Annotated in this window: 18 protein-coding genes and 2 pseudogenes; 6 read left to right on the top strand and 14 right to left on the bottom strand. The window is 69.7% G+C overall.

What is annotated here, in order from left to right; all coding sequences use genetic code 11:
• The first annotated feature begins 38 nt into the window (after positions 1-38).
• Both AC5DRG_RS28045 and AC5DRG_RS28040 read left to right on the top strand, forming a co-directional pair.
• Positions 39-521 (top strand): nuclear transport factor 2 family protein, encoded by a 483-nt coding sequence (locus AC5DRG_RS28045; RefSeq protein ID WP_491802212.1) that lies wholly within the window; start codon positions 39-41, stop codon positions 519-521.
• Between the two features lies 1 nt (position 522).
• Positions 523-669: pseudogene (locus tag AC5DRG_RS28040) on the top strand (NADP-dependent oxidoreductase); the annotation flags it as partial.
• A gap of 217 nt (positions 670-886) precedes the next feature.
• Here the strand turns inward: AC5DRG_RS28040 and AC5DRG_RS28035 are convergent.
• Complete coding sequence (locus tag AC5DRG_RS28035; protein ID WP_491802211.1) at positions 887-1,612, bottom strand: DUF4232 domain-containing protein; 726 nt, start codon at positions 1,610-1,612, stop codon at positions 887-889.
• A gap of 214 nt (positions 1,613-1,826) precedes the next feature.
• On the opposite strand from AC5DRG_RS28035, the gene AC5DRG_RS28030 reads away from it, so the two are divergent.
• Positions 1,827-3,104 carry a helix-turn-helix domain-containing protein gene (locus AC5DRG_RS28030; RefSeq protein WP_491802210.1) on the top strand — a complete coding sequence of 426 codons (1,278 nt, stop codon included), beginning with the start codon at positions 1,827-1,829 and terminating at the stop codon, positions 3,102-3,104.
• 24 nt (positions 3,105-3,128) lie between these two features.
• Here the strand turns inward: AC5DRG_RS28030 and AC5DRG_RS28025 are convergent, their stop codons facing one another.
• From AC5DRG_RS28025 to AC5DRG_RS28010, 4 genes and pseudogenes are all read right to left on the bottom strand, one after another.
• Positions 3,129-3,716: an HAD family acid phosphatase gene (locus tag AC5DRG_RS28025; protein ID WP_491802209.1), complete on the bottom strand. Its 588-nt coding sequence runs from the start codon at positions 3,714-3,716 to the stop codon at positions 3,129-3,131.
• A gap of 134 nt (positions 3,717-3,850) precedes the next feature.
• The gene (locus tag AC5DRG_RS28020) at positions 3,851-4,045 is read right to left on the bottom strand and encodes a DUF397 domain-containing protein (RefSeq protein ID WP_491813180.1); all 195 of its coding nucleotides are present in this window, start codon (positions 4,043-4,045) and stop codon (positions 3,851-3,853) included.
• Positions 4,046-4,060: 15 nt separating this feature from the next.
• Positions 4,061-4,108 (bottom strand): annotated as a pseudogene (locus AC5DRG_RS28015) (hypothetical protein); the annotation flags it as partial.
• Positions 4,109-4,116: 8 nt separating this feature from the next.
• Positions 4,117-4,968: a helix-turn-helix domain-containing protein gene (locus AC5DRG_RS28010; RefSeq protein ID WP_491802208.1), complete on the bottom strand. Its 852-nt coding sequence runs from the start codon at positions 4,966-4,968 to the stop codon at positions 4,117-4,119.
• 225 nt (positions 4,969-5,193) lie between these two features.
• Between AC5DRG_RS28010 and AC5DRG_RS28005 the strand changes: the two genes are divergently transcribed.
• Positions 5,194-5,616, top strand: coding sequence for an ATP-binding protein (locus AC5DRG_RS28005; protein WP_491802207.1), 423 nt, complete (start codon positions 5,194-5,196; stop codon positions 5,614-5,616).
• 96 nt (positions 5,617-5,712) lie between these two features.
• On the opposite strand, the gene fxsT is transcribed toward AC5DRG_RS28005, so the two are convergent.
• The 5 genes from fxsT to AC5DRG_RS27980 form a co-directional block, all read right to left on the bottom strand.
• Positions 5,713-8,022, bottom strand: a complete 2,310-nt coding sequence (gene fxsT, locus AC5DRG_RS28000; protein ID WP_491802206.1) for an FxSxx-COOH system tetratricopeptide repeat protein — start codon at positions 8,020-8,022, stop codon at positions 5,713-5,715.
• A 398-nt stretch (positions 8,023-8,420) separates the two neighbouring features.
• On the bottom strand, positions 8,421-8,864 hold the full coding sequence (locus AC5DRG_RS27995; RefSeq protein WP_491802205.1) for a PIN domain-containing protein: 444 nt from the start codon (positions 8,862-8,864) through the stop codon (positions 8,421-8,423).
• Positions 8,861-9,133, bottom strand: a complete 273-nt coding sequence (locus AC5DRG_RS27990; protein ID WP_491802204.1) for a ribbon-helix-helix domain-containing protein — start codon at positions 9,131-9,133, stop codon at positions 8,861-8,863. The genes AC5DRG_RS27995 and AC5DRG_RS27990 overlap by 4 nt, the downstream gene beginning before the upstream one ends.
• 58 nt (positions 9,134-9,191) lie before the next feature.
• Positions 9,192-10,244, bottom strand: coding sequence for a formylglycine-generating enzyme family protein (locus tag AC5DRG_RS27985; RefSeq protein WP_491802203.1), 1,053 nt, complete (start codon positions 10,242-10,244; stop codon positions 9,192-9,194).
• A 179-nt stretch (positions 10,245-10,423) separates the two neighbouring features.
• A complete protein-coding gene (locus AC5DRG_RS27980; protein ID WP_491802202.1) occupies positions 10,424-11,011 on the bottom strand; it encodes a TetR/AcrR family transcriptional regulator in 588 nt (195 codons plus the stop codon).
• Between the two features lie 78 nt (positions 11,012-11,089).
• On the opposite strand from AC5DRG_RS27980, the gene AC5DRG_RS27975 reads away from it, so the two are divergent.
• The gene (locus AC5DRG_RS27975) at positions 11,090-11,812 is read left to right on the top strand and encodes an alpha/beta fold hydrolase (protein WP_491802201.1); all 723 of its coding nucleotides are present in this window, start codon (positions 11,090-11,092) and stop codon (positions 11,810-11,812) included.
• Between the two features lie 45 nt (positions 11,813-11,857).
• Here AC5DRG_RS27975 and AC5DRG_RS27970 read toward each other — a convergent pair whose 3' ends face one another.
• Genes AC5DRG_RS27970 through AC5DRG_RS27960 form a run of 3 tightly spaced genes read right to left on the bottom strand, consistent with a single transcriptional unit; the run spans position 11,858 to position 15,571 of the window.
• Positions 11,858-12,358, bottom strand: coding sequence for a hypothetical protein (locus AC5DRG_RS27970; RefSeq protein ID WP_491802200.1), 501 nt, complete (start codon positions 12,356-12,358; stop codon positions 11,858-11,860).
• Between the two features lie 29 nt (positions 12,359-12,387).
• Positions 12,388-13,881: an alpha/beta hydrolase domain-containing protein gene (locus tag AC5DRG_RS27965; protein WP_491802199.1), complete on the bottom strand. Its 1,494-nt coding sequence runs from the start codon at positions 13,879-13,881 to the stop codon at positions 12,388-12,390.
• A gap of 13 nt (positions 13,882-13,894) precedes the next feature.
• Positions 13,895-15,571 carry a GMC oxidoreductase gene (locus tag AC5DRG_RS27960; RefSeq protein WP_491802198.1) on the bottom strand — a complete coding sequence of 559 codons (1,677 nt, stop codon included), beginning with the start codon at positions 15,569-15,571 and terminating at the stop codon, positions 13,895-13,897.
• Positions 15,572-15,792: 221 nt separating this feature from the next.
• On the opposite strand from AC5DRG_RS27960, the gene AC5DRG_RS27955 reads away from it, so the two are divergent.
• Positions 15,793-16,461 (top strand): TetR/AcrR family transcriptional regulator, encoded by a 669-nt coding sequence (locus tag AC5DRG_RS27955; protein ID WP_491802197.1) that lies wholly within the window; start codon positions 15,793-15,795, stop codon positions 16,459-16,461.
• A 76-nt stretch (positions 16,462-16,537) separates the two neighbouring features.
• On the opposite strand, the gene AC5DRG_RS27950 is transcribed toward AC5DRG_RS27955, so the two are convergent.
• Entirely contained in the window at positions 16,538-19,918 is a 3,381-nt protein-coding gene (locus AC5DRG_RS27950) for a S8 family peptidase (RefSeq protein WP_491802196.1), read from the bottom strand.
• Positions 19,919-20,083 lie beyond the last annotated feature (165 nt).

Below are 20,083 nucleotides of genomic sequence, written 5' to 3'. Positions count from 1 at the left end.
CTCGTTCTCAGACCGACAAGAAGTCAAGAGGAGAGAAGATGGACGACGAGCGCGCGGTGGCCCAGGTGCTGGCCCGGTACGTGCGAGCGGCCGACCACCGCGACGGCGCGGCCATGGCCGCGCTGTTCGCGGAGGACGCTGTTGCCGAGATCTTCTACAGCAACGGCGGAACCCGGGAGAAGCTCGCCGAGCTCACCGGGGCCGAGGCCATCGGCAAGGCCGTCGCCGGGCTGATGGCGCCGCACCCGCCGCGCGGGTGGAGCCACCACACCACCCACGACCACATTATCGAGGTCGACGGGGACGAGGCGACGCTCGACGCCCAGTTCGTCGTGTTCAACACCCGGGGCCACAAGCGTCCGGCCGACGGCTGGCCCGAGGGGACGTACGGCGCACAGGGCACCATCACCCCGATCGAGTCCGGCTACTACCAACCGCGACTGCGCCGGATCGACGGCGCCTGGCGCATTTTCCACCACACGATCCTCATGGACCAGCCGATGGCCTTTCCGGGAGCCTGACTTGAAGGCGATCATCTACCAGCGGTACGGCGGCCCGGAGGTACTGGAGCTGGCCGAGGTGGAGTCGCCCAAGGTTCACGTCGACTCCGTGCTCGTCCGGGTAAGAGCCGCCGCTGTGAACCCGGCCGATCTCCAGATGCGCGAGGGACTGGCCCACGCGAACGTCCCCACCTACTCGCGAGCGTCCGGGCCTGCCACCTCCTCCGCTCCACGGCGGCACACGGCCCGACCTCGGCGCTGGAGCTCGACGACGAGGACGGGCGGCGCGTCGCGGTGATCACGCAGTTCGGGATGGTCGGGGAGGACGTGCACGCGGCGTGGGAGCATCTGGCGGCGTCGCTGCCAGATGCTTAGCCCGCCGTGCGTCACCAGGCCAGGGCGTCGGCCATGTTGGACTGCCAGTACGACACCTGGATCGAGCTGTCGATGTACACACCCTTCGAGGGCAGGGACGGGTGGGCGACGCTTTCGGTGCGGTCGAAGTGGACCGCGAGGGTCTTGGCCGTGTAGCCGTCGGAGCCACTGCCGTCGGCGGCCGAGAGGACGACGCTCGCGTAGCCCGACTCGCCGGGGGCCAGCGTGACCACGGCCTGGGGCTGGGAGTCCTCGATGACCGGCGGGACGGACTGGGCGCCGGTGAACTCGACGGCCGGGTAGCCGATCAGGTCGCAGTTCTTCGAGCCGGTGTTGGTGACGGTGAGGAGGAGGTGGTTCAGGGGTCGGGTGACCTCCGTGGCGGTCGTCCTCGCGGAGGTGGTGGTGCAGGGGTTGAGGGTGGCTTCCGAGTCGTCCGAGCCGTCCGAGCCGGAGGAGCCAGACGAACCCGAGGAGCCGGACGAACCCGAGGAACCCGTCGTACCCGTCGAGCCCTTGAAGTCCGAGTCGGTGGAGTCGGAGTCGGAGTCGGCCTGTCCCGCCCCCGTGGACGTTCCCCCGTCCGCCTCGGGCGAGGACGTGCCGGTGGATGCCGACACCGTGGACGCGCCCTCGTCCTTGGTGCCCAGTCCGTCGTTGCACGCCGTCAGTGTGAGGGTGGCGAGCGTCAGTGCGGCGGCGGCGAGCAGGCGGGTGCGCTGGGTACGTGCGGACATGGTGATCCCCCTGTGAGGTACGGGTCTGTGCACGGGCCGCTCGACCGGATGCCGGTGGCGGCGTGCTTGGATGACCAGAGCTTGTGCGGTGATCCGTCCCAGCCGCCACAACTGCCGGGGGATCCGGGACACTGGGACGCTTGCAACGGCCCTGACCTGGGGGAACGACCTCCCCCTGGAATGCCGGTCCGGGACGCGGAGAGAGGGAGGAACAGTGGCGGGGGACGAGTTCTCGGAGCTGCTCGGCCGGTTGAAGGAGCGGTCCGGGCTCAGTTACGGGGTGCTCGGGAAGCGGCTGCACATGAGTGCGTCCACGCTTCACCGATACGTCAACGGGGACGCCGTACCGACGGATTACGCGCCCGTGGAACGCTTCGCCCGGGTGTGCAAGGCGACTCCCGAGGAACTGGTGGAGCTGCACCGGCGGTGGATTCTCGCGGATGCGCGGCGGGGGCAGGGGCAGGCCCAGAAGGCGGGCGCCCCTGCTGCTGAGGCGGCAGCCGAAGCCGTGGTCGCGGACGTTCCCGAGGATGTTCCCGAGGTCGTGGTTGAGGTCGAGCCGGGATCCCCAGCCGAGGCTCCCCTTGCCCGACGCCGACGCACCCTCGTCCTCGCCTCCGCCGCCGTCGTCGCCGCAGCCACCGCAGCCGCACTCGTGGTGAACCTCGTACCCGCCGACGGCCAGGACGACCGAAATGGGAAGCAGTCCGTGGGAGCCGCCGCCTCCGAATCCGCCGGAGACAGTCCCAGCGCCTCCGAGCCGACTGGCGACGCGACGGGTGGGTCGGCCTCACCGTCCGCCTCACGCAGCGGCAGCCCGACGGCCTCCGCCGCAGCCTCTACCTCTTCCTCGCTGAGCGGCGGTTCCGTGGGCGGGGCCACCGCGCCAGCCGTCGCCGTCAATCCGTACAAGTGGGACGGCCCGTGCAGCCAGCACTACTTGGTCGACCGGCAACCCGAGCAGGTGCCCCCGCCGCCGGCCGAGCAGGACGCCCGCGGATGGGTCAGCGCGCTGGGCGGGGTCGCCGCCGGGGAGCAGATGCTCGCGGTGACCGTGCAGGGCACCGGGGAGGCGACGGTCGTCCTGGACGCGCTGCATGTGCGGGTGGTGGAGAAGAGCTCTCCGCTCGCATGGAACGACTTCGCGATGGGCGTCGGGTGCGGTGGCGGCGTGGAGACGGCGTCGTTCGGTGTGGACCTCGACGCCGGGCGGCCCACGCTCTCGCCCAAGGCCGGGCAGCGGGACTTCCCGTACAAGGTGAGTGAGTCCGACCCCGAGGTCTTCTACATCTTCGCCGACGCGCGGGCGCACAACGTGAGTTGGTACCTGGAGCTGGACTGGTCGAGCGGCGACCAGCACGGCGTCGTACGCGTCGACGACAAGGGCAACCCGTTCCGGACGAGCGGGAACGTGGGGCGGCCCGCGTACTACTACCCGCTCGGTGACTCCGAGTGGAGCCGGAACGACTACGAGCCCAACATCCCCGGCTGAGAACGGTCCGGCGCGCGCCGGCCGTCAGTCCAACAGGCCGTCGTAGTCGGGCAGCTTGTACGTCGTGTCGGCGTAACCGCCGGACAGGTCCGTCGTGTTGTTGCCGATGTTGGCGATGATGTCGTAGCCGTCGGCCTCGATCTCCTTGCGCTGGGAGGTCTTGAACTCCTCCACGGTCATGCTCGCGATCTCGCTGAGCGAGCGCGTGTAGAGGCCGTCGACGGTGTAACCGACGTGCGTCAGGTTGTACGTGGTCGCCACGTCGATCAGATTGGTGCGGGCGCTGACGAAGAAGACGCTGATCCCCTTGGCGTGCGCGTCCTGGGCGAGCGCGAGCACCGGCGCGGTGGCGGGGGTGGGGTAGCCGCCCTCGAAGTAGCTGGCCAGGGACGTGTTGTCGATGTCCAGCACGATCGCCAGGTCGGCGCCCGAGGTGTTGGCGGCGGCACGACCGTCGATGTAGGTCTGCGCGGGGCCGGTGACGGCGGCGACGTCGGACAGCCACTGGGCCTCGGTCACGGTCGCGGCCTGCGCGGGCAGGGCGGTGGCGAACGTCAGGGCGAGGCCGGCCAGAACGGCTACGGCGGCGCCGCGTGCGGTGAGACGGTTCATACCGTCACCCTGCGCGGGGCGGGCGTGCAGTGGGTGACTGCCGGAGGTCCGTGGGGCGACGTAAGGCCCACGTTCTGAGGGGGAGCCTGTGAATTGCCCCTGAGGGGAGGGGAGTTGAGGGGCGCCAATGGTTGTTATGGGCGCGGGGTGAGGGAGCCGGTGCGTATCGCTTGGAGGAGTTGGGCGAGGCGGGTGGGGGTGGTGGTGAGGTGCGTGGTGGGGGTGTCGGACTCGCGGAGGTGGATGGTGGTGGGGGTTGCGGCGAGTTCGACACAATCGTTGCCTTCACCGCCGCCGGAGAAGGAGGACTTCTGCCAGCCGACTTCCACACAGGCGTTGCCCTCGCCTCCGCCGGAGAAGGAGGACTTCTGCCAGTTGTCGACGGTGGCCATGGTTCGCCTCACAGTTCCTTAGCCAGCTGGTGGATGAAGTCACGCGACCGCGCTGGGTCGAGCGACAGTGCCTCCACTTTACGGAAGAGCGTTCGAAAGTGGTCCAGTTGGGCCGCGGAGTCGATGAACGTGGTGCCATGCGGTGCGTCGCGTACGACAGTGTCCAGTGCGGGGACCGCACCTCCCGCGTACACCATGGTGCTCCCGGCGCCGGGAAAGTCGTCGAGGTCGAAAGGGATGACGCGCACGGTGACGTGATCCGCCTGCGACAGCTCCAGCACGCTGGCCAGTTGAGATCGGAAAGCGGTCCGGCCGCCGACCCTGATGCGGAGCGCCGCTTCGTGGATCACCGCCTCGTACGGGGTAGGTCGGGGATCGTCGATGATCACGCGCCGTTGCATGCGGTGATTCACGCAGGCGTTGAGTTCACTCTCGGGCAGCTCGGGTGTGGTGAACGAGAAGAGCGCACGGGCGTAGTCCTCGGTCTGGAGTAGCCCCGGGATGTGCAGGAAGTCCAAGTCCCATCGGTAGATGGCGTGGTGCTCCAGCTCGGACAGATCGAGGAAAGGCGTGGGCAGCAGACCCCGGTACTCCTCCCACCATCCGCGTGTCCGATCTGTCGCCATGGTCACCAACGCGTCGACCAACTCCCTGTCTGTGCAGGCGTAATGGGCGGTGAGACGACGCAGGCGTTCTTCACTGACGCCGGCGACACCGGACTCGATCTGACTCATCTGGGTGGAGTTCACTCCCAGCATGACGCCTGCCTCGGTGGCCTTCAGCCCTGCGGCATCCCGAAGTTTGCGCAGTTCGCAGCCCAGACGCGTCTGCCTTGCCGTGGGGTTTCGCCGTGTCGCCATGTGCAGTTCCCTGGTTCAACTCGCCGTGCCGGGTGCCCCGTTCGGGTGCGAGATTACGTGAGCGACTTGCGCGGTCGCAAGTTTCAGACCTACCGTCAGTGATGCGCCGCACACCCTGCGGAACGCCGGGCGACCGGAAGCGCACCGCTCCGCCCTGCCACGACGGCTGCGGCAATGCCACCGTCCCCGAACACCAACTCCCCACCCCACACCCGGAGTTCACCCATGCCTGAAACAGCCGAAGCCGAAAGCGCCCCCTGGGAATACACCCTCCAGATCCCCCACGACCCTCGCGCCGTCACCGTCTGTCGCCGCACCCTCCGCCTGATCCTGACCATGCACGGCCTGATCAACCTCGTCGACACCGCCGAACTTCTCGCGACGGAGCTGATCGCCAACGCCGTACGCCACACAAAGGGCCCCGCAGCCCTACGGGTGTCCTGGACCCCCCACACCCTCCGCATCGGCGCCTGGGACGCGAACCCCGAACCCCCGGAACCACCACGCGAGTTCGCCACTCTCACCGACCTGGAGGAGGGTCGCGGCCTCGCCCTGGTCAAGGCCTGCGCCGACCTCTGGGGCTGGCAGCCACAGTCCAGGCTCGGCAACCGGGGCAAGTACGTGTGGTGCGAACTGACCGCCGCGTGAGCGTGCGCCCGCCAGGGAATGCGCGGATTGACGGCGCAACGCCTTGCCGAATGCGGCGCTTCGCTCCGGTTCCTACCTGGCTGGATACTGGTACGGCTACGGCGTTGGCTCGCTCGTGCCGTCAGTCAGCTCCTGGTGGAGGCTGGCGAGGTTGCTCCGGTATAGCTCGGTGTCGGGGTGGTCGGGGCCGAGTGTGGCTTCCGCGATCTGCAGTGCCCGCTCTGCCAGCGGCAAGGCCTCGGTGTACCGCCCCAGGGCGCTGAAGGTCGTTGCGAGGTTGTTCACGCGCAGGGCGGTGCTGGGGTGGTCGGGGCCCAGTGCGGCCTCAGAGATCTGCAACGCCCGCTCCGCCAGCGGCAAGGCCTCGGCGCGCCGCCCGAGATCGCTGAAGGTCTGGGCGAGGTTGCCCAGGCGCAAGGCGGTGTCGGGGTGGTCGGGGCCCAGTGCGGCCTCAGAGATCTGCAACGCCCGCTCCGCCAGCGGCAAGGCCTCGGCGTACCGGCCTAGATCGCTGAAAGTTACTGCGAGGTTGCCCAGACGCAGGGCAGTGTCGGGGTGGTCGGGGCCCAATGCGGCCTCGGCGATCTGCAACGCCCGCTCCTTCAACGGCAGGGCCTCGGCGTGCCGCCCCAGGGCGCCGAAGGTCGATGCTAGGTTGCCCAGACGCAGGGCAGTGTCGGGGTGGTCGGGGCCCAATGCGGCCTCAGTGATCTGCAACGCTCGCTCCTTCAACGGCAGGGCCTCGGCGTGCCGCCCCAGGGCGCCGAAGGTCGATGCTAGGTTGCCCAGACGCAGGGCAGTGTCGGGGTGGTCGGGGCCCAATGCGGCCTCAGTGATCTGCAACGCCCGCTCCGCCAGCGGCAGGGCCTCGACATACCGCCCCAGGGCACTGAAGGTCAGGGCGAGGTTGTTCAGGCGCATGGCGGTGTCGGGCTGGTCGGGGCCCAATGCGGCCTCAGTGATCTGCAATGCCCGCTCCTCCAGCGGCAGCGCCTGATCTGCCTGGCCTCGGGCCCAGAGGTAGAAGGCAGCTTGCCCCAGCAAGGCAGCAAGTTCGGCGACATCACTGGTGGCGAGCTGATGGTTGCCCGCGGCCTGGACGTGGGGCAGCAGTCTTTGCCACTCCGGCCAGGACACCACGTCTTCGGGGCTGTCGGGGGGCATGGCCGCATGGAGGAGCGTCAGAGCGGTCTGGCTGGGGTGTGGCGGAGCCTTAGGCGGGTTTCGGCGCAGCAGGCGCCTGACCCCTCTGGGGTCGGGAGGCGGAACGTGGGCCGGCGTGGCGGTGCGTACGACGGTTTGTACAAGGCGGTGGACAGTGACGGCGCTATCGGTGAGGGCGACCATGCTGTAAGCCGCAAGCGTGCCCAAGGCATGGTCGACGGCTTGAGTGGTCGGCAACGCCGTGCCCAGGACGTGGCGCGGCAGCGGGTCCGGCGCGAAGTGGGCCAAGACCCGCAGGAGTTCCACCGCGTGGGGGTCGGCATCATGCACGGCATTGAGACTGACACTCCACAACTGAGCGATGGTCCGCTGCTGGGGGTCACCCGGCGCAGCAGTGGCCAGCACTCCGGCAGGGTCCGCGCGCAACTGCCTGAGATAGGCGTCAGCGCTGGTCCGAGTCTGTGCGAGGTAGGCCCCAGCCTGCTGCAAAGCCAGCGGCAGATGCCCGAGTTCCTCAGCCAGGTCGGCCAACAAGCCGGCCTCGCTCTCACCGTGACGTTCAGTGATCGCCTGAAGGACCGCCAACGACGCCTCAGGGGCCAGGGTGTCCAGGCGCAACGGCGTGCCAAGGTCCCGCCAGGGAAGGTCGCGCCGGGTCGTGACCAGGACCTGCCCGGTGCTCAACCGGCCCAGATAGGGGCCCAAGTCTGTTGGATCGTCCGCGTTGTCGAAGACGAGGAGCCATCCAGTGCGGCCCTGCAACCAGCTCACGGCCCACACGGCGGCATCGTCCAACGGCAGCGTCGCATGCACCGGATTGAGAGCCGTGGCCAAGGAGGCCAATCCGGCTATGACCCCCGCTTCAGCCGATGCCTCGATCCACCAAACCGGCCCGTGTCCGGCCGCCAGATAGCCGTGGGCGTGATGCAGAACCAGCGTGCTCTTGCCGACGCCACCCATGCCCCGCACACTCTGCGCCACGATGCCCGTCCCCGTCGACGGCAGCGCATCCAGGGTGGCGAGTGCCTCGTCCCGGCCCTTGAAGACACGATGGTCGGGGGCGGGAAGGTTGTTCAGTCGCCCGATCTCCTCGGCCGAAACGGCTGCCTGGAGTGCATCGGGAGGCAGGACCAGAGTCCGTTGCTCGATGCGGGCCTGATCCCCTGTGGCGATCACTCCAGAGCTGTGGCCGGCCGCAGCGGAGCGGCCTCCCGAGGCGGGCGGTGTCTGCGCGTTCGTCATCGCTGAACGGTGCCGTTGTCCCCGGTGATGATGATCCCGGAATTGTCCTGTGTGGCAACCGCCCGCTCACCAGACGCCGTTGGGCCACCCGCTGTCGCCCCAGCGGGCGGAGCCGAGGAACCGATCAGGGAGGACGCCCAGGTCCCCAGCACCCCGGCGATGACGGCACCGGCTCCCGCGCCCGTCCCGATGCGCGTCGCCTGGTCCCACGGAAGCAGCAGATCCCCCAACACCACGCACACCGCGAAAACCGCCAACGTCCCTACGACGACCAGCAACCAACGCCCCGTCCGGCCCATCTGATGCCCCCCACGCAGAATCAGACAACCATGCTCCCACCAAGGCACGACGGACCACATGGTTCTGCCGAACCCGGCTTCAGAACCGGGATGCTCCCGTCAGAGCGGCAGGTCGTCGGGCAGGACCCTGAATGCCTTGTGCCGGCTCAACGGGCGTACGGCCCGGAAGTCGCGCCGGTCGAGGGTGAGGATCGCGTCGGTGTCGTAGTCGGCGGCCAGCGCCACGTTCACGGCGTCGGCCAGATCGAGGTCCAGCGCGTTGTAGCGGGCGCGGACCGACTGGGCGGCGGTCAGGTGGTCCTCGGTGATCTCCGGCATGACGACGCGGCCCCGGCTCATCCAGCGCCGGAGATCGTCGACCGCGCTGAGGGCGGCCGCACGCCCGAGTTCGCGCGTGGCGACGTGGTCCAGCTCCGCCAGCAGCAGCGGCGACATGACAAGGAGCCCGGCCGCCATGATCGCCTCGTTGGCCGCCGCCTGCTCCGGGTGAGCGGAGTCCAGGGCCGCCAAGAGGCCGGATGTGTCGGCGATGACGATGATCACGCGGTGGTTCCAGGCTCGGGCTCGGAGTCGGCCTCACGGCGGACCGCGTCGGCGACTGTGTCACGGACCTCGGCCTTGGACGGAGTACGCCCCGCCCCCTCGAAGGTGCGCGAGAACAGCGGTTCGTCCCAGACGCGGTTCGCCATGGCCGCGAGGTGAATCCCCTGGCGGATGATCTCGGCCTCGCTTATCCCGCGGCGCTTGGCGGCCTCCTTGATGATCGCCAGGTCCTCGGGGTCGGCATAGACGTTCGTGCGCTTCATGGACATGTACTAAGAGTAGTTCATGTACCACGAGTGGTCCATGTACCAGATGGGCACACCCTCGTCACCCCGCCGCCTGACCCGTCGCCGCGACCCGGAAGCCGACGGTCGAATAGCGCCCCGAGGGGTCGCGGCCCTCACCTCGGTAGATGGCGGTGCAGCTGTTGAGGTTGGCGTACCAGGAGCCGCCGCGGATGGCGTTGACCTGTGTTCCCATCTCGCCGCCGTGGGTGGCGGTGATGACGGAGGTGGTCCACTCCCAGCAGTTGCCGCACAGGTCCAGGACGCCGTCCGCGCTGGCCCCGCCGGAGTAGGTGGTGACGGGGGTGGTGTAGCCGCCGACATCGGTGAGGGCGTCGTAGACGTCGGTGTAGATGAAGCCGGTGCGGCTCGCGGTGACGTTCCAGCCGGCCACGGTTCCGGTGCTGCCGATGGAGAGGATCTCGGAGATCGGGAAGCTCTGTCCGTACAGGTCGGAGGCGGTGGCGGTGTAGGTGGCCAACTCGTCGCCGTGCTCGGCGAGTTCGTAGGCGGCGCATACCGCCATGTAGTTGTAGTTGCTGGTCAGGACGAGGTCGGAGTACGTGGTTCCGGCCGCGTTCCCCCAGGGGTAGGTGAGGGCGTCGGGGCCGGAGGCGGCGTTCTCCCATTCGGCCTCGGTGGGCAGCCGGAAGGTCCAACCATCCGCGTCCGCCTGCGCGTTGAGCCAGGCGCAGTAGGCGGTGGCGGAGTCCAGGGAGACCGTCAGTACGGGGTGGTCGGCCTTGCCGTCGGGGTACGTGCCGCCGTCCCAGTAGGGGGGAGCTTCCTGGCCGGAGTCGGTGACAAACTCCAGGTACTGGGCGTTGGTGACCTCGTATGTCCCCAGCCAGTAGGCGGTGTTGAGGGGCGAGGCCTCTCCCGAGCCCACCGTTCCGGCGAGGTCGGTGGCGAAGACGAAGGAAGGGTTGGCGGCGATCCCGGTCAGCTCCTGGCCCGCGACCGTGGCGGTGGCCGTAGCGGCCGCCGTGGCGGTCGCGGCTGCGGCGCGGGTCGGTCGCAGGAGGGCGGTCGCGCCCGGGAGGGCGAGGAAGGCGAGAAGGGTCCTTCTGCCGATACCGGGGGAAGTCGCGCTCATGACAACTCCTGAGGGGATTGGCGGCACGCATCCCTGCGCGCTCCTCGACGCCGATGCTCCATCAATCCTCATAAGGTGTCGACACCTCGACCGTAACAGTCCCCTGAGACTGAGCTGTGAGCCCCATTACGTCGACAGTCGACTGGCGACAGCAGAAGGCCGAGCTTCGCGCGAGCCGGTCACACACTCCCAGCCGGACCGTGCGAGACCTCCGCGCAGGCAAGGGCGTACGGCCATATCGCGGCGCCGATCTCCTCCGGTGTGCCGGGACAGTCGTGGCGTAGCCAGTCGATGATCGTGCCGAGGACGGCGCCCGCCAGGAAGGCGGCGACCGGGTCGTGCGGGGTCTCGCCGGGCAGGCCGCGGCTGATGCGGGCGGCCAGGGCGATGCGGTGGAGGAGGTGGTTGATCATCCGTGCGCTGCCCTCGTCGCAGAGCAGGGCCCGGTAGAGGGGTGCGTGCTCGGCGACGTGGGCGAACAGTCTGGGCATGGGGTTGGCCAGCGGCTCGCCGTCGGGTTCGCGCGGCCCACGCGGGATCGGCGCGACGGCCACCAGCCGGTCGTAGGTCGCCGTGCACGCGGCAACGGCCAGGTCATGGACGTCCACGTAGTGCTCGTAGAACGTCGAACGGTTGACGCCGGCCCGCTTGGTGAGGTCGGCGACCGAGATCTGCCTCAGCTCCCGCTCGGTGACCAGCTCGCGCAGTGCGGCTTCGAGGGCGGCGCGGGAACGGAGAACACGTCGGTCGGGGGGTTGCGCAGGCATGCCCCGACAGTATCCTTTCCAACACCTGATGGATATCCAACAGTTGTCGGATCCAGTTGTCGGACAGGAGAGGCTCCCATGGCCACATTCGTCCTCGTCCACGGCGGCAGTCACGGCGGCTGGTGCTACCAGCGCGTCGCCCGCCTCCTGCGCACGGCCGGCCACGAGGTGTACGCCCCGACCCTGACCGGACTCGGCGAGCGCGCGCATCTGCTCGGGCCCGACATCGACCTCGACACCCACATCACCGACATCGTCCAGGTCCTGCGCTACGAGGACCTGCACGACGTGATCCTCGTCGGCCACAGCTACGGCGGCATGGTCATCACCGGCGTCGCCGACCGCGCCCTGGACCGCGTCGGCCACCTCGTCTACCTGGACGCCGCCACCCCCGCGAACGGCCAGTCCCTCGCCGACCTCGCGCCGGAACTCATGACGGCCTCCCGCGCGTTGGGCCGGGTGATCGACGGTGTGGAACTCGTCAACTTCCCCGGCGAAGGCCCCATGCCGTACTACGGCGTGACCGACCCGGACGACATCGCCTGGCTGGAGTCGAAGATCACCCCCCACCCCTGGAAGTGCTTCACCCAGCCACTGCGCCTGGAGAACGAGCCGAGCGTGCGCAAGATCCCGCAAACCCAGATCGTGTGCACGTCGACCCTCCCCTACCGCGCCCCGGCCGACCTGGAGCCCGCCCGCGCGGCCGGCCGCCTGTGGGACATCGACACCGGCCACGACCTGATGATCACCGAGCCGGAAGCCGTCGCCGACCTGCTCGGGCGGGTGCCGACGGGCGCATAGGAGAAGGCCCGGGTCACGGGGACCCGGGCCTCCAGTTGTGTGCCGTCATACCGCCAGGACGAGAACCCCGGCCGCCAGCGCCTGCGGAAGCACGGCCAGGATCCCGAAGAACAGGGCCCTGTTCCGCGCGACGTCCGACCCAAGTCCCCGCAGCCTCGACCAACCCCATGCCACGACGCTGGTGAGCGGGGGCAGCAGGGCCACTCCTGCGCACCCCGCCGCGTACAGCGCGCCCGAGTGGTCCGCGGTCGTGGTCCACAGGGGCCAGGCGATGCCCAGGTCGAGGAGCAGGAGGGACAGCAGTCCGGCCCTGACTCCCCGCGCTTCCGCGCCCTCGGGGCGACCGATGTGTGCGGCACCGTAGACGGCGGTGTGCACGATCGCCACGAGGGCGCAGATGAGGACGATGGTCAGGGCCGAGTCGCCCAGAGCCGGCAGGAGGTTCCCCGACCGGACTCCGTCGACGACGTCCCCCGCCAGGCCGAAGGCGCTCAGTCCGAGCACGACCAGGAGGGAGACGCGCAACTGCTTGACCAGGCCACTCATCACGGCGCCGAGGATATTCGGCGCGCCTGTCAGCCGCCGATGTCCGACTGGACGGCCGCGCCGACGAGTTCGGCGGCGTCGGCGGGGCGGATGAAGCCCGCGTTCACCGCCCGGGTGGTGGCCAGTGCCCACTTCGTGACGAAGGTGGCGTGGGTGGGGTACAGGGCCGTCAACTGCTCGGCGCTGAACGGGGTGGTCGTGCCGAACAGGAAGCAGAACGACGCCCCCGACTGCCCGAGACCGGACAGCGTGGCGAGGGGTGCGTCGACCGACGGGGTGCGGATGCCGCCGGCGACATTGCCGTTGGCGTCGAGGACGAAGGCGGGTGCGGAGCCGGAGGTGTCCACCTGGAGGCGGGGCGCCCTGGCCGGCGGGATACCGGTGGTCACCCAACGGTTCAGGGCGAACTCGGCGGTGTCCAGGACGTAGTGCGCCTGCCCGGTGTTGATCGGCGAGCCGCAGCCGGTCCTGGTCGGCGGAGTGAGCATGGCGTTGAGACCCGCGAGGCCCACCGCGCCGCTGCCGTCGTCACGCGCGCCGAGGCCGATGTAGGCGTCGGCGTGCGAGGTGCCGGCCACCTCCCAGAGCCGCAGGCGCGAGGTGTCGTCCTGCCGGGCGGCCAGCGAACCGAGCGCGATCAGGTCGGTCTCGGTCTGCACGGTGAGCACCGGTTCGTCCAGGTCGGTGCGGAAACGGACGACCGCCGGAGTCGGCACGTCCTCCTGCGGAGCCTGCGACAGAGGCGCCCCGATGTCCCGGCGGCTGTGCACGAGGAACCCGTCGTACACGCCCACCAGGGGCTGGATCGCGTTGATGTACGTGGTGAGCCGGAACGCCGACTGCGACTCGCCGTTGGCGAGCACCGTGCGCGGGCGGAGCCCGTCGAGGAGCGTGGCGGCGGAGTCCCGTACGGCCTGTCCTGCCTGGCTGAAGATGTCGTACGAGTAGCTGTCACCGGGGTGGGACAGGTCCGCGTAGCGCACCGGGTCGGCCGTCTCGGTGGCGGCGACTCCGGTGGCCTGGGCGGAGACACCGACCCAGGCGTAGCCCTCGCGGATCAGCTCGTTGTGGGCGTAGATCCACTCCGGGGCCGCGTCGACTCCGCCGCTGACGTTCAGCCATTCCACTACGACGGTTCCGTTGAACTCGGCCGCATCGGCGGGCCGGTTGACGACGACCCGGGTGGTGTACGGCGCGATGGTCGCCGGCGTCACCTGCCACTGCCCGTCGGAGTCGAGGGGTGCGGCCGGTACGTAGGACTCGGCGTTCCCGGAGAGGAAGAACTCGGACTGGGTGTATCCAACGGTGGCGAGGTCGAACGTCGTTGTTCCCGGCATCACGACGGCACCGTTGCCGCCCGTCACCGGGCCGGTGACAGTCGGGCTCGCCGCCGCGTGGGCGGCCGGTCCGGCCTCCGCGGCGACCGCGGAGGAGGCCCCGAGGAGGAGCGGGAGGACGGTGAGTGCGGCTGCCGCTAAGAGGTGCGGGCGGACTCGTGCCGCCCGCCTGAATGTGAGGTGCATGACATCTCCTGCCTTAGAAAACGCGGCCGACGTCCTTGCGGACGATGGTCTGCATGCTGTGTTCGGCGAGGGCTGCGATGGTCATGGAGGGGTTGCAGGCGCCGGTGGAGCCGGGGATGCGGGCGCCGTCGAGGACGTAGAGGCCCTTGTGGCCCAGGACGCGGCCGGTGAGGTCGACGGCCTCGCCCATGGGGACGCCGCCGAGGGCGTGCCAGGTGGAGGCGGAGCTCGCGTTGGTGTCGATCATCATGCCGCCGCCCGCTGCCGCGATGGCCTGCATCCGGGTCGCGATCTGCGCCTGCAGTTCGGCCTCCGCGGCGGCGGGCCAGGTCAGGACGGCGTCGTCGGTGTCGGCGTCGTAGGCCCAGGTGCCCGCGCCCTCGACGATGCCGAAGCCAACGACGGTCAGCGCGGTGTAGGCGGAGCTCTGGATGGGCGAGCCGGCGTGGATGACGGTGAGCGGGATGGAGCTCGTGTCGTCGGTGCCGCCGATGCAGGCGGGGCCGCCCTGCTGGGTTCCGGCGTCGCCGGCCGTCGGGTTGATCCAGGCCCAGATCCGGTCGCCGTTGTTGCCCCACCCGGTGCCGATGGCGTCGGGCAGGTCGGGGATCAGGTTCTTGGCGCGGGACTTGACGAGGAGGCGGGTGGTGCCCGGGGAGCCGGCGTTGAGGAACACGGCGTCGGCGGTGATGCGGATCTGCTCCTGGACGGTGCCGCTGGTGTCGATGCGGTCGACGGACAGCACCCAGCGCTTGCTGGCGTCCATCGCGAGGTCGCGCACGACGTGCAGGGGCGCCACCTCGACCAGCCCGGTGGACTCCGCCTGGGCGAGGTAGGTGACGTCGATGGAGTGCTTGCCGCCGTTGTTGACGCCGAAGGCGATGTCGCTGGTGGAGTACGTCGGCTCGTACTGACCCGTCAACTCGCCCCGGACGAAGCTCCAGTCGACGGGCAGCGGCACCTTGAACGGCGTCAGACCCGCCTGGGGCGCGACCTCCTGGAAGAGACGGGACGACTTGTACGCGTCCGAGGCCAGGATGTCGTAGGGGATGGTGGAGATGCCCAGCATCCGGGCGACGGTCGGGTACGCCCACAGGTTGAGGTCGTCGTAGAGGCCGGCCGCCACCGGTATCGACTTGGCGAAGTTGGCCTTCGTCGGCTGCAGGGTCATGCCGTGGTACATGATCGAGCCGCCGCCGACCGCCGCGCCGACCATGGCGGTCATGCCGTTGCCCACGACGGGTTCGAGTACGCCGGTGTAGGGGTCCCAGGTCTGGTTGCCGCCGCCGACGATGGCGTGGTCGGTCAGCCAGGCGGAGCGGTTGTCCATGTTCGCGAAGCGGCAGAACGTGGTGGCGTTCGGGCCGGTGCGCCAGCGCCGGCCGCGCTCCAGGACCAGGGTGGAGACTCCGGCCTGCGCCAGCCGCAGCGCGGTCACGCCGCCGCCGAAGCCGGTACCCACGACCACGGCCCTGACGCGCCGCTCGGTGACGGCGGCGGTCACCGAGGTCGAGGAGACCGCGGCCGACGCTCTGCCGGTGCCGGCCACGGCCCCGCCGAGTGCGGCCGCACCGAGGGCCGCCGCGCCGAGCGCCCGACGACGGCTGATGCCGGACGCGGGGTGGGGGGACGCGGCGTGGGGGGACGCGGACCGCGCGGAAAGGGCCTGGTGGGAAACCTTGTCGGGCATGAGACTCCCGTCGGGAGGGCCCGTCGTGGCCGCCGGCTCACGAGGGCCGGACTGTGGGGGCAAGCTCATTCGTGACCGGTCTGGCGTGTACATGAGGGACCAGCGCGCGGTCACCGTAGCACCACCTGTCACGCCGTGCCACAAAGTCTCAGTGCGACATGAACTAAGATTGGCATATCTATGTCAAGGAGGGGTGAATGGGCGGACAGGCCGGTAGCCGCATGGGGCGACCTCCTCTGACGGAGCGGCGCCGCCAGGCGACACGCATGGAGATCGCCGACGAGGCGGTACGGCTCTTCGTCACCCAAGGCGTGGCGGCGACCACCGCGGAGGACATCGCCTCGGCCGCCGGGATCTCCACCCGCACGCTCTGGCGCTACTTCCGCTCCAAGGAGGAGTGCGCGCGCCCCCTCCTCACGGCAGGCATGGACCTGATGACCGAGCGTCTGCGGGCCTACTGGCACAAGGGCAGTTCACCCGCCGAGACGTTCGCGAACGCGGCCGACCCGGGTCTGGTCGCCACCCAACACGTGGGTGCACTACGGGATCTCGTACGCCTGACCCGTGACGAGCCCGGACTGCGTGCCGTCTGGCTGGAGACCCACTTCGACGCCGAGGCCGTCTTCGCCCGCGTGATCGCCGACGGCACCGACCGCTCCGAACACGACCTCGCGATCCGCCTGGAGGCGGGCATGCTGAACGCCGCCCTGCGCATCACGGTGGAGGACTGGGCCCTTCAGCCCGACGACCCGGCCGGCCCGCCGCTCGGCGAGACCCTCGCCCGGGCGCTGCAGGTGATGACCAAGCTGCTCGATCCGGAAGCCGCCGAGTTTCCCGACCACCGACGGGTGATCCACCGGCCGGCGACGGACTCCCGGCCCGGACAGTAGGGCCGTACGGCATACGGCATACGGCATACGGCCATAGGGCCTGTCCGGGCCGGGAGGTACGCCAACTACCTGGGAATTACTGGGTGGTGAGGTAGGCCCGCTCGATCGTCTGGACCAGCGTGTTGCCGGCCCGGTCGGTCAGCTTGGCCCGCAGCGAGACGGAGCCCGCCCCGGCCGGGTGCTTCAGCACCAGGTGCTTACCGCCGACGGCCTTGGCGTGCTGCCAGGTGACACCGTCGTCGTACGACACCTCGAAGGCCAGCTTCTTGGGCCGCTGTCCGGCCGCCGCACCCTCGACGGTGAACGGCACCTTGAACCACTGACCCGCCTTCGCCGTGCTGGACAGGCTCAGTTGGGGCGAGAAGCGGACCACCGACAGCGGGAGCTCGGTCGAGTCGTCCTCGGCGGTGGTGGCGGACCGGAAGGTCCACTCCGTACGGACGCGGGTGCTGACCGGGTACACCGCGGGGTCACGCGACGCATCCACGGTCAGCTTGTACGCGCTGTCGTCGGCCGGAACGGTGTACTCGGTGAGGTCGATCGGCGAGTAGCCGTAGTCGTCGGGGATCTCCTTGCCGTCGGCCTGGAGCGAGCTCGTCACCGAGGTGTAGTCGCTGAGGCCCCAGTGCCCGGAGCCGTCGCCGAACAGCGGCGTGTAGGCCCGGATGACGTTGCCGGACCGCATGACTCCGGGGAATCCCTGTTCCGGTCCGGCGTCACCGGCGGCGGGCAGAACAGGCCCGAAGACACCGACGTTGAACCGCTCGGTGTAGTTGCGTCCGGCCTCCCAGGTCCTGGGCATCCGCATCAGGAAGTTCTCCCAGACCGTGTCGCGGCCCTCGCCGCTGGTCTGCCAGGTGCGGAAAGACCACTTGACGTCGCCTGCGAGGACGTACTCGGTGGTGCTCAGCGGCAGTTCGCCGCGCATGTCGTTGTAGGTGAAGATCAGGCTGCCGTCCGGTGCGTGGGGCGACACCTCGACCTGGACACGCCTGCCGGCGACGGGCACGCCCACCTGAAGGTCGACCTTGGCGAGCTGGTCCCGCTCGACGGCGGCGGCGAAGCCGTCAAGGCGCCCGGCGCGGTTCCAGGCCAGGTGGTAGGTGACGAGCCGGCCCGCGTCGTCGGTACGGGTCCAGTCACCGGCGAACACTGCGGACATGCCGTCCGCGGACTCATCGGATCCGAGCTGCCCAAACCGTGTGCCCTGGAAGGTCGGCACCATGAACTGGAGGTTGCCCGCGCCCAGTTCCTCACCCCGGTCGTAGGTGAAGACGACCGTGGCCTCGGTGTTCTCGGCCGCCGCGTCGGGCACGGTGATGTCAACCGGCCGCGCCTGCCGGGCGTCGACGGTGACGGTGGTGTCCCCGTCCAGCTTCATCATCGGCTGCACCAGCACGGCGTGGGTGGCGGACTCGAACGCCGGGTGGATCACCCCGCTCAGGGTGTAGACGCCCTTGGGCAGCCGTACGGTCAGCTCGCCGTCCTGCTCGTCTGCGAGGTCGGCGTAGAAGTCGCTGCCGATACCGCTGACTTGGGTGGCGGCGTCGCCGATCGGCTCACCGTTCTCGTCAAGGTGCTTGACCGTCAGATCGTACGACTCCACCTCGCGCTCCACGCCGACAGCGGTACGCACCTGGGTCTTGCCGTCAGCGGAGACGGCGGCGACGGAGCCGCCGAAGGAACCGTCAACCGTTCCGGCGCGGGTGTCGGCGGTGACGGAGGCGCTGGCCTCGCCGCCCGCAGGGACGGTGAGTTGCTTGGGCGACACGGCGAACATGCCCTCGGCGGCGGGCTTTCCGTCCACCGAGAGGGCGTCGACGGACAGGTCCAGGGTGACCGGCTCCGTACCGAGGTTGCGGTACGTCACCTGCTTGGTCGCCGGGGCGTCGTCGCCGTGCGGCCACTGCTGGAGACCGAAGTCGAGCGGCTGCTGCTCGGTGACGACACCCTGCTCCAACGCCCGGACCAGATCGGTACGGCCGGTTCCCTGCTGGAATGAGCTGTACGAGCCCGGCTTGGCGGAGCCCGTGAGGACCGCCTTGATGCGCTCGCCGGTCCAGTCGGGATGCTGCTGGGCGAGGAGGGCGGCGGCGCCCGCGACGTGCGGGGTCGCCATGGAGGTGCCCTCGATGGTGAGGTAGCCGGGTATGTCGGAGGGGTACCCCTCCTCCAGGATGCTGCCGGCTGCCGCGGCGGCCGTGATGGCGACGCCGGGCGCGGTCAGGTCGGGCTTGACCCCGCCGTCACCGACGCGCGGGCCACGGCTGGAGAAGTCCGCGAGCTGGTCGGCGTCGTCGACCGCGCCGACGGTGAGCGCGGCGTCGGCGCTGCCGGGCGAGCCGACGGTCTTCTCCCCGAACTCGCCCTCGTTGCCGGCCGCGATGACGAAGAGCGAGTCGCTCTCGGCGGAGAGCCGGTTGACCGCCTCCTCCATCGGGTCGATACCGGGGGTGTCCGTGCCGCCGAGGCTGAGGTTGACGACGTCAGCGCCCTGGGCGACCGCCCACTCCATGCCGGCGATGATCCCGGAGTCCGACCCGTACCCGTCGTCGTCCAGAACCTTGCCGTTGAGCAGCTTCGCACCCGGGGCAACGCCCTTGTACTTGCCCCCGGCCTTGGCACCCGTACCGGCCGCGGTGGACGCCACGTGCGTGCCGTGGCCGAACTTGTCGCCGGTACCGGAGGAGTTGGAGAAGTCCTGCTCGGCGATCACCTGTCCGGCGAGGTCGGGGTGGGTGGTGTCGATGCCGGTGTCGAGCACGGCAATCTTGGTCCCGCTGCCGTCATAACCGGCGGCCCAGGCAGTCGGCGCACCGATCTGCGGCACGCTCTTGTCGAGGCTGGCCTTGCGCCGCCCGTCGAGCCACAGCTTCTCGACGGAGGTGGAGGCGGTGAACTCGGCTGCTGACTCCGGGGCCTTGCCGGTCACGGCGTCCCAGAACTCGGCGCCGCGCTTCTTGGCGGGGCGCATCGCCTTGCCGTTGACGACGGGCAGGGCCCGCCCGATCTTGGCCCCGGCCCCGGTGAAGGGGGTCATGGAGGGCGCCTTCTTGCCCTTGAAGGTGACGATGAGCGGTACGTCGCTACGCCCGGCGTCGTCGTACCCATCGGCGACGAGCTGAGTGACGTCGAACAGCCGGGCATCCAACTTGCCCTGCGCCAACAGCAGTTCGGCATCCCCGGGCACGACCCGGGTATGCCCGTCGACCACCCGGACAGAGAACGCCACGCGTTCCCGCCCCTCGGCCCGCACCACGCCGGCGACCTTGCCGAGGGCGTCCACCAGAACCTTGTCACCGGTGACGAGCGTCACCGTCTTCACAGCCTTGCCGGTACTGCCGCCCTTGGCGACGCCGGCCACCTCGACCACACCGTCACCGCTCACCCCCTGGGCCACCCCGCCACCCGGCACACCGGCCAGCAGAAGGGCCGCGGAAGCGACCCCGGCCGCCATGACGGCACGCCTTGGCTTCGCGGGTCTCGCGCGTAACTCCACCTGAACTCCTGACACTTGGGAAGACTTCGAGATCCGGATCGGATCGGATCGGATCGGATCGGTGAACCGGATCACTTGTCAGAGACGTGTGGGGAGGGGGTGGGTTGTCGGGAGGTGGGGGCT

The organism is Streptomyces sp. JLBG701, assembly GCF_058544905.1.
Note: the sequence above shows the minus strand (reverse complement) of the source record. Positions and strands in the feature narration are given on the sequence as shown.

Excerpts from the sequence above, each read along its gene's own strand:
- AC5DRG_RS28045 (WP_491802212.1), top strand. The coding sequence starts at position 39 with ATGGACGACGAGCGCGCGGTGGCCCAGGTGCTGGCCCGGTACGTGCGA.
- AC5DRG_RS28035 (WP_491802211.1), bottom strand. The coding sequence starts at position 1,612 with ATGTCCGCACGTACCCAGCGCACCCGCCTGCTCGCCGCCGCCGCACTG.
- AC5DRG_RS28025 (WP_491802209.1), bottom strand. The coding sequence starts at position 3,716 with ATGAACCGTCTCACCGCACGCGGCGCCGCCGTAGCCGTTCTGGCCGGC.
- AC5DRG_RS28010 (WP_491802208.1), bottom strand. The coding sequence starts at position 4,968 with ATGGCGACACGGCGAAACCCCACGGCAAGGCAGACGCGTCTGGGCTGC.
- AC5DRG_RS28005 (WP_491802207.1), top strand. The coding sequence starts at position 5,194 with ATGCCTGAAACAGCCGAAGCCGAAAGCGCCCCCTGGGAATACACCCTC.
- fxsT (WP_491802206.1), bottom strand. The coding sequence starts at position 8,022 with ATGACGAACGCGCAGACACCGCCCGCCTCGGGAGGCCGCTCCGCTGCG.
- AC5DRG_RS27990 (WP_491802204.1), bottom strand. The coding sequence starts at position 9,133 with ATGTCCATGAAGCGCACGAACGTCTATGCCGACCCCGAGGACCTGGCG.
- AC5DRG_RS27985 (WP_491802203.1), bottom strand. The coding sequence starts at position 10,244 with ATGAGCGCGACTTCCCCCGGTATCGGCAGAAGGACCCTTCTCGCCTTC.
- AC5DRG_RS27980 (WP_491802202.1), bottom strand. The coding sequence starts at position 11,011 with ATGCCTGCGCAACCCCCCGACCGACGTGTTCTCCGTTCCCGCGCCGCC.
- AC5DRG_RS27975 (WP_491802201.1), top strand. The coding sequence starts at position 11,090 with ATGGCCACATTCGTCCTCGTCCACGGCGGCAGTCACGGCGGCTGGTGC.
- AC5DRG_RS27970 (WP_491802200.1), bottom strand. The coding sequence starts at position 12,358 with ATGAGTGGCCTGGTCAAGCAGTTGCGCGTCTCCCTCCTGGTCGTGCTC.
- AC5DRG_RS27965 (WP_491802199.1), bottom strand. The coding sequence starts at position 13,881 with ATGCACCTCACATTCAGGCGGGCGGCACGAGTCCGCCCGCACCTCTTA.
- AC5DRG_RS27960 (WP_491802198.1), bottom strand. The coding sequence starts at position 15,571 with ATGCCCGACAAGGTTTCCCACCAGGCCCTTTCCGCGCGGTCCGCGTCC.
- AC5DRG_RS27955 (WP_491802197.1), top strand. The coding sequence starts at position 15,793 with ATGGGGCGACCTCCTCTGACGGAGCGGCGCCGCCAGGCGACACGCATG.
- AC5DRG_RS27950 (WP_491802196.1), bottom strand. The coding sequence starts at position 19,918 with ATGGCGGCCGGGGTCGCTTCCGCGGCCCTTCTGCTGGCCGGTGTGCCG.